The organism is Mycobacterium sp. G7A2 (assembly GCF_041902445.1).
GTDB lineage: Bacteria > Actinomycetota > Actinomycetes > Mycobacteriales > Mycobacteriaceae > Mycobacterium.
The window spans coordinates 2,447,549-2,460,582 of sequence record NZ_CP169251.1 but is presented as its reverse complement, the minus strand read 5'-3'; the positions used below and the strand labels follow the sequence as shown (position 1 = coordinate 2,460,582).

Sequence of the window (13,034 nt, the reverse complement as noted above, 5' to 3'; positions counted from 1 at the left end):
AGACCGGGCCGTTATCCGGCGTCGAGCTCGTAGGTCAGCCACGTCGACTTCTCGGCGCCCAGCGCGTCGTAAAGCCGTTGTGCGACCACGTTGTCCGGCGCGGTCTCCCACACCAGCTTCGCCGTGCCGCGCTCGCGGCACCGCTGCAGGCAGGCAGTGATGAGCTCGCGGCCCGCGCCGCCACCGCGGAACCCGGGAGCGACGTAGAGATCGTTGAGCACGCCGACACGAGCGGCGTACAGCGTCTGCCATGTCCAGAAGATCGTCGCGAAGCCCACCGCCGTTGCATCCGCGTCGCGGGCGATCAGCTGGAGCCCTTCCTGTGGCTGAGCGATCAGCGACCGCGACATCGCCGCGAGCTGCTCATCGGCCGGGTCCACCCGATAGAAGTCGCAGTAGCCGCGCATCAGCGGCATCAGTTCGGGCAGATCGGCTTCGGTGACGACGCGCAGGGTCAGCATCGGGTGCCCGGCGGCGGCACCGTCAGGTCGATGAGGTACTCCGCGGAGATCTCGTCGACGCAGGAGTCGCCCTGCAGCACGACGGTGTGCTGGGTCCCCTCGTAGGTCAACAGCGTGCCGCCCAGCTGCTTGGCCAGGTCGACACCGGCCTGGTACGGAGTGGCCGGGTCGTTGGTGGTGGACACCACCAGGATCGGCGGCAGCCCGTTGACCTTGATCTCGTGCGGGGTGCTGGTCGGCGGGACCGGCCAGAAGCCGCATGTCGACATGGGCGCATAGCCGGTGAATTCGCCGTAGCTCATGAACGGCGCGGCTTCTCTGATCCGGCGATCCTGCTCGACGATGGTCTCGCGGTCGGTGATGGCCGGCTTGTCGACACAGTTGACCGCCACCCGCGCGTCGGTCGAATTGTTGTAGCGCCCCTGCGCGTCGCGACCCATGTAGAGATCGGCCAGCGTGAGCATGGTGTCGCCGCGGCCCTCCTGCAGTTCGGTCAGGCCCTGGGTCAGGTGCCGCCACAGGCTCGGCGAGTACAGCGGAAGGATCGTCCCGACGATGGCGTCGTTGTAGCTCAACCCACGTGGGTCGTCGGTCTCGGCCGGATCGTCGACCAACGGCTCCACCAGGTCCTGATAGACCTCGACGGCCTTGTCCGGGTCGGTGCCCAACGGACAGTCCGGGCTCTGTGCACAGTCGGCGGCGTAGTCGTCGAACGCCTGCTGGAACGCCGCGGCCTGGCGCACATCGGCTTCCACCGGGTCGGCGTTCGGGTCGACGGCGCCGTCGAGGATCATCGCGCGCACCCGCTCGGGGTACGCCTCGGCGTAGCCGGCCCCGATCCGGGTGCCGTAGGAGTAGCCCAGGTAGGTCAGCTTCTCGTCCCCCAGCGCCGCCCGGATCGCGTCGAGATCCTTGATCACGCTGGCGGTACCGACGTTGGCCAGGAAGTTCTTGCCCATCTTCTCGACGCAGCGGTCGACGAACTCCTTGGTCAACTTTTCGATGTGCGCCACCCCCTCCGGGGTGTACTCCACGACGTTGTCGGCGCGCAGCCGGTCGTTGTCGGCGTCGCTGTTGCACCACAGTGCCGGCGCCGAGTTCGCGACGCCGCGGGGATCGAATCCGACGAGGTCGAACCTCTCGCGCACCGACTCGGGCAGCGTCGTGACCATCGATACGGCGGCCTTGACCCCGGACTCCCCCGGCCCGCCCGGATTGATGACCAGCGAGCCGATCTTGTCCCCGGTGGCCGGGAAACGCATCATCGCCAGCTGGATGACCTCACCGTTGGGGTCCTCGGCGTTGTCCCAGTTGACCGGCACCGACAGCAGCCCGCACTCGGCGCCGGGCGGGATTCGGGATTGGTCAGAAGGACCGACCTCGCACGGCGCCCACTCGATGGGCGAGCCCGGCCGGGGGACGGCGATACGCGCGCGGCCCTCGACCACCGTGCTGCATCCGGCAACCACAATCGCCGCGGTGGTCAGTGTCAGACCGGATCGAAGGACCCGGGTGAAGAGCCTCATGGCACCACATGCTGCCATGACCGGGCATCTGCCCTGGCGAAGCCGGTTAGCGGGTCGCGTCGAGCAACTCCTTGAGCGCGACTTCGAAGTCGTCGGCCATGTCCCACAGGTCCGGCAGCAACTCCGGGCACGACACGATCCCGACGTCGAGATTGCCCGACAGCGACATCACGGTCATGTTCAGTCCGGAGCCGTGGAAGATCGGGCCCAGCGGATACATCGCCTTGACCTCGCAGCCCAGCAGGAACAGCGGTACCTGCGGGCCCGGAACGTTGGAGACCACCAGGTTGTGCACCGGCCGAGCTCCGGAGAGGCGGCTGCTGGCATACACCCGCATCGCCGTGCCGAACACCGCCGGGGCGGCGAACTGGGTCCAATCCTGCAGCAACGTCGCGGCGATCGCGGAACTGTGTTGCTTGGCAACCGAATTGGCTTCGGCGATGGCCATGAGCCGCTCGGCGGGATCCTCGATGCTGGTCTCCAACCGGGAGAACATCCCGGAGACCTGGTTGCGCCCGGGCCGGTCCGACTTGTCATGCACCGACACCGGCACCATGGCGACCAGGGAATTTTCCGGCAGCTCGCCACGGTCGAGCAGGAACTTGCGCAGCACCCCCGAGACCAGCGCCATCACCACGTCGTTGACCTTGACCCCGAAGTGATTCTTGACGGTCTTGATGTCCTCGAGGTCGAGTTGCGCGAAAGCGACGTTGCGGTGTGCGGTGACGTTGGCGTTGAACGCCGACCTCGGGGCGGCGAACGGCGGCGCCATCGCCGAACCGTTGCGCGCACGCCGCACCGTGTCGATCACCGAGGACACCGTGGTCGGTACGACGTTGGCCAACTTCAACGGACGGGTGGCGAAGCGCACCGCGCCGCTGACCGCGATCTCCAGGTCGCTGCCCTGCCCACTCGCCTCGACCGGATCGGGCGGCGGGGCGTCCGGTTCGGTGGTGCACAGCTTCGACATCAGGTTGGCGCCGGTCACGCCGTCGACCGCGGCGTGGTGCACCTTCGTCATCACCGCGATGCGTCCACCGTTCTGGGCGTCGGTCCCGGCGATGTTCTCGATCACCCACATCTCCCACAGCGGACGGGTGCGGTCCAGCGGCAGCGACGCGATGTGTCCAGCGATCTCCGACAGCTCGGTGCGTCCCCCCGGAGACGGCAGCCCGATGCGGTGCAGGTGGCGGTCGACGTCGAAGTCCTTGTCCTCCACCCACACCGGGTGATCGAGGTTGAACCGGTTGTCGGCGACCTTTTCCCGGAACTCGGGCATCGCCTTGATCCGCAGCGCCAGCCCGTCGCGCAACCGGTCGAAGGTGTAGCCGCCCGGCATCGTCGAGGTGTCCAGTTCCAGGATCGAACACACATGCAGCGGCTGCACGGCGGTTTCGAGATACAGGAAGCTGGCGTCGAGTCCGCTCAGCCGCTGGAGTCCAGGCATGTCGCCGATCGTAGGCGCGTGAACAGCGGGTGTGAGGAAATCCACTTAACGTCCCGTTCAACTTCTGGTGATGCGGTGGCAGACTGAGACAGTCAGCGAAACCCGGGGACCCCGTCTGGTGGCCTCGAGGATTCGAAACGACCCACCCGATGAGGGGACAATGATGTCTGAACAGGCCGTTTACGGTGCTGTCGCCGATTCGACGAAACCGCGCGTGAAAGTCCGCACCCACCACCTGCACAAGTGGAAGGCGGAGGGTCACAAGTGGGCCATGCTCACCGCGTACGACTATTCCACCGCCGCCGCGTTCGACGAGGCCGAGATTCCGGTGCTGCTGGTCGGCGATTCAGCCGCCAACGTGGTCTACGGCTACGACACCACGGTTCCGATCTCCATCGATGAGTTGATCCCCCTGGTTCGCGGCGTCGTGCGGGGTGCGCCGCACGCGCTGGTGATCGCCGACCTGCCCTTCGGCAGCTACGAAGCCGGCGCCGCGCAGGCGCTCGCGACGGCGACCCGGTTCCTCAAGGAGACCGGTGCCCACGCCGTGAAGCTCGAAGGCGGCGAGCGGGTGGCCGACCAGATCGCTGCGCTCACCGCCGCCGGCATCCCGGTCATGGCCCACATCGGATTCACCCCGCAGAGCGTCAACGGCCTGGGCGGGTTCCGGGTGCAGGGACGCGGCGACGCCGCCGAGCAGACCATCCACGACGCGATCGCGGTTCAGGAGGCCGGCGCCTTCGCCGTGGTGATGGAGATGGTTCCCGCCGAGTTGGCCACGCAGATCACCGGCAAGTTGACGATCCCGACCGTCGGCATCGGCGCAGGCCCCAACTGTGACGCCCAGGTGCTGGTGTGGCAGGACATGGCCGGCCTGACCACCGGTCGGACCGCCAAGTTCGTCAAGCGTTTCGGCGCCGTCGGCGAGGAGCTGCGCCGCGCGGCCACCCAGTACGCCGACGAGGTCGCCAGCGGGGCCTTTCCCGCCGAAGAGCACTCCTTCTGAGAATGCTCACTCGCGCAGCCTGAACAGATAGGCGAACGCCGACCGCGTGTAGGCGATGCCGCGTCCACTGTTGCGAATGAGGTCCGGATCGGCGGTTTCGGGCTTTTTCGGTTGCAGGTAACTGTCGAGATCGTCGCTGTCGAGGCGGTAGGTGTCGTTGCGGTGGTGCACCGCAGCTACCAACTCGAGCGCCGGGTCCAGCGCCGCCAGGCTGGCGTCGCCGTGACTGGTGTTGGCCAGGAACAGGCCCCGTGATCTGAGGTATCGGCGGCTGTGGTTCCACACCGGACCGGCGGAGAGGGAGATGAGCAGGTCGAACTCGCCGTCGGCCAGCCCGAGGTCACCGTCGTAGTCCGCGTGCAGGAACTCGATCGTGCGCTCGCCCACGCCGCGGCTGCGCAATTCGGCGGCCGCGGTGGTGTTGTCGGCGAAGTAGCGGGCAGCCCGTCGATCGACGTCGACGTAGGTGACCGACGGGATAGCGACGGACGGCGACAGATCGAGGTAGCAGCCGAGGTAGAGGGCTCGTTCGACGGCCCAGGTTGCCGTCACGGTTTCGAACAACCCGGATCTGTCTCCGATGGATTCCTGGTAGGTCTGCCACGTGGGTCCGACGGGCGGGCGTTGGCCAGGCAAGGCGGTCAGCGCGTGAAGTCGGGCTTGCGCTTGGCCAGACGCGTCGACGCCCTCGCGGCCCTCGGTGGTTTCGGCGCGTGCCGCGATCAGCCGGCCCTCGAGTTCCATCTGCTCTTCGAGGCCGTTGGCGAAGCTGCCCAGCAACAGCGCCTTCACTCCACCGTTGGAGCCGGCAGCGGTGGCGGCCATCTGATCGGCCAGGTCGTCGGCGCGTGCGGCCAGACCGTCGTCAGCCACGACCTCGGTGAGCAGCCCCCAGGACAGCGCCTCCTGCGCCGAGAGCGTGCGGTTGGTCAACATCAGCTGTTTGGTCCGGGCGATGCCGATGAGCCGGGGCAGGTAGTACGACGAGCTGCCGTCGGGGCTGAGCCCGACGCGGGTGTAGGCCATCGTGAACGACGCCGATTCGGCGGCGAGGACCAGGTCGCCGGTGACCGCCAGCGAGAAGCCCGCCCCCGCCGCCGTCCCGTTGACCGCGGTGATGACCACGGCGTCCATTCGGGCGAACGTCGAGATGGCCCGGTGCAGGTTGTCGGCGACGCCTTTGAGGTGGCGCCCGCGGTGTTCCGCCGACGCGAACTCCTTGAGATCACCGCCGGCGCAGAAGAAGCGGCCCGCCCCGGTGACGACGACGACCTTGACGTCCGGCCGGTCCAGGGCCGCTGCGGCGTCGGCGAGCTCAGCGGTCAGCGCAGCGTTCATGCCGTTGGCCGCGTCCGGGCGGTTCAGCGTGATCCGGGCGACGGGACCGGACTGCTCGACGGCGATGGTCTGGTATGCACTCACGGCCAGAACTGTAACGGCGCGCCGCCGGATGGTGGCGGCCGCCATGGCGCAGAGCGGTTTACAGCGCGCCCTCCAGGTAGCGCGCCCGGCATGCGCGGCGCGCCAGCTTCCCACTGGTGGTTCGCGGGATCGCCCCCGCGGCAACAAGTTTCACGTCGGCGATGGGCACCGCGTGGCGTCGCGACACCGCGGCACGGATCGCCTCGACGATCGGCGCGGCCTCGGCACGTCCCGCTCCGGCGGCGCGCTCGGCGACGATGACCACCTCTTCGCGGCCGTCTTCCGCCGGCACCGGGAACGCCGCCACGTATCCCGCACGCACCGCCGTGGCGGCTGCGGCCACGGTGGCCTCGATGTCCTGCGGGTAGTGGTTACGACCGTCGACGATGATCAGGTCCTTGACCCGCCCGGTGATGTAGAGCTGACCGTCGTGATAGACGCCGAGATCTCCGGTGCGCAACCACAACCCGCTCTCGGCGCTGCCCTCGGCGTGACTGTGGTACTGCAGGCGCGACTGCAGCTTGTTCTGGAATGTCAGCTCGGTTTCCTCGGTCCGGCGCCAGTATCCGTGGCCGATGTTGTCGCCGTGCAACCAGATCTCGCCGACATGGCCGTCGGGCAACTCGCTGTCGGTCTGGGCGTCGACGATGACGGCCCACTGGCTGCGGGCGACGGTGCCGCAGGACACCTGCGCGACTGCGCCTGGTTGGTCTGCTGGGACCTCGACGGCGCGGCCGGCGCCGAGTTCGGCGCGATCGAGGTACACCGCCGCCGGCTGGGCGTCGGCATCGGTGGTGGACACGAACAGGGTGGCCTCGGCCATGCCGTAGGACGGCTTGATGGCGGTCGCCTTCAGCCCGTAGGGCGCGAACGCAGCGGTGAACTGGTCGACGGCGGCGATGCTCACCGGCTCGGAACCGTTGATCAGCCCGGCGACGTTGCTGAGGTCCAGGGTCTCCCCAGCCGGCGGTAGACCCCGCTGGGCGGCGAGCTGGAAGGCGAAGTTCGGCGCGGCTGCGAAGGTCGGGGCGTCGGAGGCGCCCAGCTCTCGGATCCAGCGATATGGCCGCCGCACGAACGCCACCGGCGACATCAACGTGATGTGACCGCCGCACAGGGCGGGGAACATGATCATCAGCAGCCCCATGTCGTGGAACAGCGGCAGCCAGCTCACGCTGCGGATGTTCCAGTCCAGGCCGACCGACAGAATCATCTGCACGACGTTGGTGCACGCCGCGCGATGGGTGATCTCCACACCGGCAGGGGTGCGGGTGGACCCCGAGGTGTACTGCAGGTACGCGATCGCATCGGTGTCCAGCGGCGTGGGAGTGAACGCGGCGCCGACGGAGTCCGGCAGGGCGTCGATCGCGATCATCCGGGGCCGGCGGTGGCGGGGCAGCGTGCGCAGGAAATCCCCGACTGACCCGGCGGCCGAGGTGGTGGTGAGCACGACGGTCGGTTCCGCATCACCCAGCACCGCGTCGAGACGCTCGGTGTGGCCGGGTAGTTCGGGAGCGAACAGCGGGACGGCGATGGCGCCGGCCTGGATGGCGGCGAAGAATCCGATGACGTAGTCGACGCCCTGCGGGGCGAGGATCGCGACGCGGTCGCCGGGCCGGGTGATCTGTTGCAGACGTGCGCCGACTGCGCGCAGTCGGGGGCCCATCTGCGACCAGGTCAGCTCTACGGTGCGGTCGTGGTCGAAGTCGAGGTACCGGTAGGCAGGGGTGTCACCGAAGTTGGCGACATTGCGTTCCAGGAACGACGTCAGCGTCACTCCCGCGGGGATCGCGATGTTGCCCTCGGGGTCCAGGTAATCCTCGAGTCTCATCTCCCGGTTCATAAGACAATATTAAGAGACATCCAATTGATCTTGTGGCAAGAACGCTCGGTGTGGCGGACAAGATCACATCACGCTCATGCCGCCGGTTCACCCGGATATGGCACGCTGTTGGTCCCCGACACGCCCCCGGACAAAGGTGACCATGGCCGCCACATCGCCCGAAACCTCCAGGTACACGGAGACGGAGCGCAAATTCGAGGTGGTCGAGACCACCGTGTCCCCCTCGTTCGACGGGCTGTCGCTGGTATCGCGCGTCGAGCGGTCGCCGTCACAGTCGCTCGATGCTGTCTACTTCGACACACCGGGCCGTGACCTGGCCCGACACAAGATCACATTGCGCCGGCGGACCGGCGGATCGGACGCCGGGTGGCACCTCAAACTGCCGGCGGGCGCCGACACCCGCACCGAAGTCCGGATGCCCTTGGAGGGCGAGGCGGTTCCGGACGCGTTGCGCGACGTGGTGCTCGCTGTCGTGCGCGACCGTCCGCTGGCCCCGGTGGCTCGCATCAGCACAGCCAGGACCATCGAGTTTCTCTACGGCCACGACGGTTCGGTGGTCGCCGAGTTCTGCGACGACCGCGTCACGGCCAGCGCCGAAGGCGGTGACGAGGTGCAGTGGCGCGAGTGGGAGCTCGAGCTGGCCGACGGCGCGGATCCCGCACTGCTCGACCGGCTGGCCAACCGGCTGTTCGATGCCGGTGCGCTGCCGGCCGGGCACGGTTCCAAGCTGGCCCGGGTGTTGGCCTCGAGCGGCTCCGCCGACGAGCAGCAGCGGCCGGTGTCCTCGGATCCTCTGCACCGCGCGGTGGCCGGTCATGTCGAGGAGCTGCTGGAGTGGGACCGGGCTGTGCGCTCCGATGTCTTCGACTCGGTGCATCAGATGCGGGTGACCACCCGCAAGATCCGTAGCTTGCTGCAGTCCTCGGAGGGGTCGTTCGGCATCTCCGACGACGACTGGATCCTCGGCGAACTCCGCGAACTCGCCGCCGTGCTGGGCGTGGCCCGCGACGCCGAAGTCCTCGCCGAACGCTACGAACGCGCCCTGGACGCGCTGCCGGAGGCGAACGTGCGTGGCCCGGTGCGGGAACGCCTGGTGGAGGGCGCCAAGAAGCGCTACCAGACGGGTTGGCGGCGGTCGTTGACCGCGATGCGCTCGCCGCGGTACTTCCGGCTGCTGGACGCGCTGGAGGCCCTCACCGCCGCCGAACCTCCCGCCCCGGCGGCGCCCGGTGAGCTGCCGGCCGACACCACGATCGATTCGGCGTACCGCCGGGTCCGCAAGGCGGCCAAGACCGCCCGCGCGGCCGCGCAGGACCCCGGCGTCAACAGTGACGAGGCCCTGCACCGGATCCGCAAGCGAGCCAAGCAGCTTCGCTACACGGCCGCCGCGACCGGCGCGAGCCGGGTCGCCGACCGGGCCAAGGTCATCCAGACGCTGCTGGGCGATCATCAGGACAGCGTGGTGAGCCGATCCCATCTGAGCCGCCAGGCCGCGGTGGCCCATGCCGCCGGCGAGGACACCTTCACCTATGGGCTGCTCTACCAGCAGGAGGACGACCTGGCCCGGCGCTGTGAGGCCCAAATCGAGGATGCGCTGCGGCAGCTGGACAAGTCGATGCGGAGCGCCGCGAAGGGCGGATGAGCCGCCGGCTCGATCGAACCGGGATCAGCCGCGTCGTCCAGCGCGCTCGGCGAATGCATCGAGCGCGGCGAGTACCTCAGCAGAACGCCACACTCGATTGCGAGGTCCACTGCTCGTCTCGACGAGGATTCCCGCCTCGGCTAGAGGGTTGAGGTAGCGATGAGCGTTGGTGGACTCGATACCCAGTTCCTGCGCCAGCAGCGCGGCGTTCACGACCGGACGGCGGGTCAGTAGATCGGCGACTTTCCACACCGCGGAGTCGGAACGCGCTCTGATCACGGCGTTCCAGCTTTCGCGGATGTCACGAATATCAGCGACCAGTTGACGCCCATTTGCGATGGCCAGGACGGTGGCTTGCGAGAAGCGGTCGACAATCGGGGCGGCGGCACCGGCGCGATAGCTCGTCAATGCTGCGAAGTATGCATCCGTGTCGGCCAGCAGCCCAGCGGAGACCGGGACCGTCACCTTTCGCGTCAGGCCCTTGTTGCACAGCATGGCTTGTACCAGTGCGCGGCCAGTGCGCCCGTTCCCGTCTGTGAAGGGGTGGATGGTTTCGAACTGGGCATGTGCCACCGCGATCTGCGGCAGTGCGGGCACGTCATTGCGCTGCGCGAATGCGATCAGGTCATCGATTGCTCCGGGAATCAACGCGTGACGCGGACCGACAAATGTTGCGCCGACCGGGGTCGAGCCGCCTCCGATCCACACTGGCTCGGTACGGAACGCACCCGGCGTGTGGCGGGGCTCGTTGACCATCAAGGTTCGGTGCATCGCCAGGATGGCGTTGGCGTCAACCTTGTCGGAGAGGGCGACCGCTGCCTGCATCGCAGCGGTGTTTGCGACGACCATCTCGGCGTTGCGTTTGCCCCCGCCACCAGGCAGCTCAGCCTCAGCGATCGCGCGTGCTGAGGCCGTCAAGTTCTCGATCTGCGAGCTTGCCGCCGACTCCGACCGCAGCAAGACGGCGGCGAACGGCGCGATTTCGCCTCCGAGTTCGGCGTCAAAACGTGCAATCTCGTTGCTGGCGTGCTCGGCATCCGCGATGACAGACGGTGACAGGTCCAAGACGAGATCTGCGATATCGGCCGGCACAGCCGGGTGGTATGTGCCGAATCTAGGCAGCCTTGCACTCGCGTGCCGCATGCCCTGCGGTTCCCACTGAACCGAGTCGTAGGTGATGGCGCCAAGTGAGGTCACAGGTTCAGATTAACTTCACTTATGCTGCTAAGTGAAGTCAAAACCGTATACAGACTTCACTTATCGCAGGGTTCAGGGCATGACGCAGCGTTGCAATGACTCACTTGCAACCAACCGACAACCGACGCGGCAGCACTGCCGGCGCCGTCCGAGCGCACGAACACAGCCGGGTGCGTGGGGGCCATCCGCAACCATGACGACTGCCCGCTCAGGAACGCAGGGCGGATGAGCTGGCCTGTAAGCCGGATTCTGTTCCGCACCGCCGCGGAGAACCACGGCGGCGAGGCGGCGACCATCCATCTGGACACACCGTCACCGGGTGCCTCGAGCGGCCTACCCGCAGGCTCGGGCGAGCAACCCTCGAGCACCTGCGCGACCGCAACCAGGTTGCGGCCTTCTTGGCCTTGCTTCGGGTGGGGTTTGCCTAGCCACCCCGGTCACCCGGGGTGCTGGTGCGCTCTTACCGCACCGTTTCACCCTTACCACCGCGTTGCCCGAAGGCTCCGTGGTGGCGGTCTGTTCTCTGTGGCACTTTCCCGCGAGTCGCCTCGGATTGCCGTTAGCAATCACCCTGCTCTGTGAAGTCCGGACTTTCCTCGACACCGAGGTGCCGCGGCCGCCCAGCCAGCTCATCCGCCTGATCAACGTACTGGTTCCGGGCCCGATTCCGGTAATGCTCTCGATCTCCATATTGCGGTCAGGGTCGCGCACGGCCGCTGTCCACAGCCCGGGACGCAATCTGGGCGCGGAGCTCCCGACCGCGGCGCCTACCGAGACCCTCGCAGGTGGAATCTCCCGCCGCGAGCTCCTACCGCACGCGCCGCAGCACGATCACGTTGTCGGTGAGCACCGCCGGCTGCCCATCCGGGCCGACCGCGTCGCGGTCCACCGCTTCGACGCGAACCCGCTCCCACGGGCCGTCACCGAGGTCGATCGCGTCCAGGACCTCCTCGACGCCGGGGAAAACGTGGTCGTGTGCGGCGGGGTCCGCCCACGGCGGCGGAGCGCCGTGATCGACGATGAGCAGTGTTCCGCCGGGCACCACGGCTCGCGCGGCCGCGGCGAAGATCGGGTCGCGGTCCAGGTGCACCATCGAGTGCAGGAACTGCGCCGACACCAGATCGAACCGACCCTGCGGGAAGGTCTCCGACAGATTCGCCTGCACGAAGTCCACCCGGTCGGACAACCCCCGCGCATCCGCGTCGGCGGCGGCACGGCTCAGCGCAGTCTCCGAGATGTCCACCCCGACGACGTGCCAGCCGCGTTCGGCCAGCCACATCGTGTCGGCGCCCTCCCCGCAACCAAGATCGAGGGCACGCCCCGGCGACGTATCGGCGACGACCTCGGCAAGGCGGGCATTGACCCGCCCGCTCCAGATCCGCTCGCGCTGACCGTATCGCTGCTCCCAGTGATCTTTGTCGGACTTGCCCGACGACTCGGCGCCTGACGTGCCTGCCGACCCGGTGCCCGCATTACCCTTCGGCTCGGTGCCCGAATTGCCCTTCGGCTCCGTGCCTTGGTCCGCTGTTGTCATCGTTCCTCCGTGATACTTGCCATGACCGACACCGCCGCTGCCGAACCGGCCGCGACGGCAGCCGCGATCTGCGGCATCTGCGCACACAGGTCCCCGGCGGCGAACACCCCCGGCACCGAGGTGCGGTACAGCGAGTCGACATCGACCGCTTCCGGCGATACCGGTCCCGTCGCACCGAGTTTCACCCCGAGTTGCGCGGCGAGGCCGCTGCGCTGGCGCAGCTCGGCGGCGACCAGCAGGGCGCCGCGGGGCAAGCGCGCTCCGTCGTCGAAGACCACCGCGTGCAACTCCCCTGCCGCAGAGTCGAGTTCTCGAACCGTGCGCTCGTCGACGGGTATTCCCGCAACGTCGAGTCGAGCATGGTCGTCGTCGCTCAGGTCGGCCGGGCCGCCGGTCAGCAACACCACGTCGTCGCTCCATCCGCGCAGCAGGGTCGCCATGTGCACTCCGCGCTCCCCCGGCGCGAGTACGGCCAGCGGCCGGTCGCGAACCTCCCAGCCGTGACAGAACGGGCAGTGGAACACCGAACGGCCCCACAGTGGCGCCAGCCCGGGTATGTCGGGATAGTCGTAGCGCATTCCGGTGGCCAGCAGCAGACGGCGGGTGTGCTCACCGGCTCCATCGGCAAGGTCGAGGGTGATGCCGTCGCCGCCGGCCACGCCGGCGACGACCTCGCCGTCGCGCACCTCGACCGACGGATATCGCTCGAGCTCGCGACGCCCGTGCGCGTACAGGTCTGCCGGTGGCACCCCGTCGAAACCCAGCAGCCCGCCGATACCGTGCGCCGCACGGTTACTCTGCCCGCCGGCGTCGATCAGCAAGGTGCGTCGCCGGGCACGCCCGAGCACCAGGGCGGCGCTCAACCCGGCGGCACCGCCGCCGACGATCACACACTCCCATTCGTTGTCCATGCCCCGAGCTTGCCCGGCACGGAACATCCTGCCAACATCTTTTGC

The 13,034-nt window shown here is 68.1% G+C and carries 10 protein-coding genes, 1 other RNA gene and 1 pseudogene; 2 read left to right on the top strand and 10 right to left on the bottom strand.

All coding sequences use genetic code 11. The features are described 5' to 3' along the window. Positions 1-11: 11 nt before the first annotated feature. The 3 genes from ACEWX3_RS11885 to ACEWX3_RS11875 are packed head-to-tail and all read right to left on the bottom strand — an operon-like array spanning position 12 to position 3,434. Positions 12-461, bottom strand: a complete 450-nt coding sequence (locus ACEWX3_RS11885; RefSeq protein WP_374159502.1) for an N-acetyltransferase family protein — start codon at positions 459-461, stop codon at positions 12-14. Then, complete coding sequence (locus ACEWX3_RS11880; protein ID WP_207066710.1) at positions 455-1,987, bottom strand: alpha/beta hydrolase; 1,533 nt, start codon at positions 1,985-1,987, stop codon at positions 455-457. The genes ACEWX3_RS11885 and ACEWX3_RS11880 overlap by 7 nt, the downstream gene beginning before the upstream one ends. A gap of 46 nt (positions 1,988-2,033) precedes the next feature. Next, the gene (locus ACEWX3_RS11875) at positions 2,034-3,434 is read right to left on the bottom strand and encodes a wax ester/triacylglycerol synthase family O-acyltransferase (RefSeq protein WP_207066711.1); all 1,401 of its coding nucleotides are present in this window, start codon (positions 3,432-3,434) and stop codon (positions 2,034-2,036) included. A gap of 163 nt (positions 3,435-3,597) precedes the next feature. Here ACEWX3_RS11875 and panB point away from each other — a divergent pair, with 163 nt between their 5' ends. Beyond that, positions 3,598-4,440 carry a 3-methyl-2-oxobutanoate hydroxymethyltransferase gene (gene panB, locus ACEWX3_RS11870; RefSeq protein WP_163676605.1) on the top strand — a complete coding sequence of 281 codons (843 nt, stop codon included), beginning with the start codon at positions 3,598-3,600 and terminating at the stop codon, positions 4,438-4,440. A 6-nt stretch (positions 4,441-4,446) separates the two neighbouring features. Here the strand turns inward: panB and ACEWX3_RS11865 are convergent, their stop codons facing one another. From ACEWX3_RS11865 to ACEWX3_RS11855, 3 genes and pseudogenes are all read right to left on the bottom strand, one after another. Further along, a complete protein-coding gene (locus ACEWX3_RS11865) occupies positions 4,447-5,076 on the bottom strand; it encodes a hypothetical protein (protein ID WP_374159501.1) in 630 nt (209 codons plus the stop codon). A gap of 5 nt (positions 5,077-5,081) precedes the next feature. Then, positions 5,082-5,862: pseudogene (locus ACEWX3_RS11860) on the bottom strand (enoyl-CoA hydratase/isomerase family protein). 58 nt (positions 5,863-5,920) lie between these two features. Beyond that, a complete protein-coding gene (locus tag ACEWX3_RS11855) occupies positions 5,921-7,693 on the bottom strand; it encodes a fatty acyl-AMP ligase (protein ID WP_374159500.1) in 1,773 nt (590 codons plus the stop codon). A 154-nt stretch (positions 7,694-7,847) separates the two neighbouring features. Between ACEWX3_RS11855 and ACEWX3_RS11850 the strand changes: the two genes are divergently transcribed. Then, a complete protein-coding gene (locus ACEWX3_RS11850; RefSeq protein ID WP_374159499.1) occupies positions 7,848-9,347 on the top strand; it encodes a CHAD domain-containing protein in 1,500 nt (499 codons plus the stop codon). Positions 9,348-9,371: 24 nt separating this feature from the next. Here the strand turns inward: ACEWX3_RS11850 and ACEWX3_RS11845 are convergent, their stop codons facing one another. From ACEWX3_RS11845 to ACEWX3_RS11830, 4 genes are all read right to left on the bottom strand, one after another. Then, positions 9,372-10,544 carry a Fic family protein gene (locus tag ACEWX3_RS11845; RefSeq protein ID WP_374159498.1) on the bottom strand — a complete coding sequence of 391 codons (1,173 nt, stop codon included), beginning with the start codon at positions 10,542-10,544 and terminating at the stop codon, positions 9,372-9,374. Positions 10,545-10,766: 222 nt separating this feature from the next. Then, positions 10,767-11,176, bottom strand: an RNA gene (gene rnpB / locus ACEWX3_RS11840) — RNase P RNA component class A. Between the two features lie 176 nt (positions 11,177-11,352). After that, positions 11,353-12,078 (bottom strand): class I SAM-dependent methyltransferase, encoded by a 726-nt coding sequence (locus ACEWX3_RS11835; RefSeq protein WP_221358651.1) that lies wholly within the window; start codon positions 12,076-12,078, stop codon positions 11,353-11,355. Next, on the bottom strand, positions 12,075-12,989 hold the full coding sequence (locus ACEWX3_RS11830; RefSeq protein WP_207066775.1) for an NAD(P)/FAD-dependent oxidoreductase: 915 nt from the start codon (positions 12,987-12,989) through the stop codon (positions 12,075-12,077). The genes ACEWX3_RS11835 and ACEWX3_RS11830 overlap by 4 nt, the downstream gene beginning before the upstream one ends. Positions 12,990-13,034: the final 45 nt, after the last annotated feature.

What these genes read in the sequence shown, in the direction of transcription:
- ACEWX3_RS11885 (WP_374159502.1), bottom strand. Translation starts at nt 461, where the DNA reads ATGCTGACCCTGCGCGTCGTCACCGAAGCCGATCTGCCCGAACTGATG.
- ACEWX3_RS11880 (WP_207066710.1), bottom strand. Translation starts at nt 1,987, where the DNA reads ATGAGGCTCTTCACCCGGGTCCTTCGATCCGGTCTGACACTGACCACC.
- ACEWX3_RS11875 (WP_207066711.1), bottom strand. Translation starts at nt 3,434, where the DNA reads ATGCCTGGACTCCAGCGGCTGAGCGGACTCGACGCCAGCTTCCTGTAT.
- panB (WP_163676605.1), top strand. Translation starts at nt 3,598, where the DNA reads ATGTCTGAACAGGCCGTTTACGGTGCTGTCGCCGATTCGACGAAACCG.
- ACEWX3_RS11855 (WP_374159500.1), bottom strand. Translation starts at nt 7,693, where the DNA reads ATGAGACTCGAGGATTACCTGGACCCCGAGGGCAACATCGCGATCCCC.
- ACEWX3_RS11850 (WP_374159499.1), top strand. Translation starts at nt 7,848, where the DNA reads ATGGCCGCCACATCGCCCGAAACCTCCAGGTACACGGAGACGGAGCGC.
- ACEWX3_RS11835 (WP_221358651.1), bottom strand. Translation starts at nt 12,078, where the DNA reads ATGACAACAGCGGACCAAGGCACGGAGCCGAAGGGCAATTCGGGCACC.
- ACEWX3_RS11830 (WP_207066775.1), bottom strand. Translation starts at nt 12,989, where the DNA reads ATGGACAACGAATGGGAGTGTGTGATCGTCGGCGGCGGTGCCGCCGGG.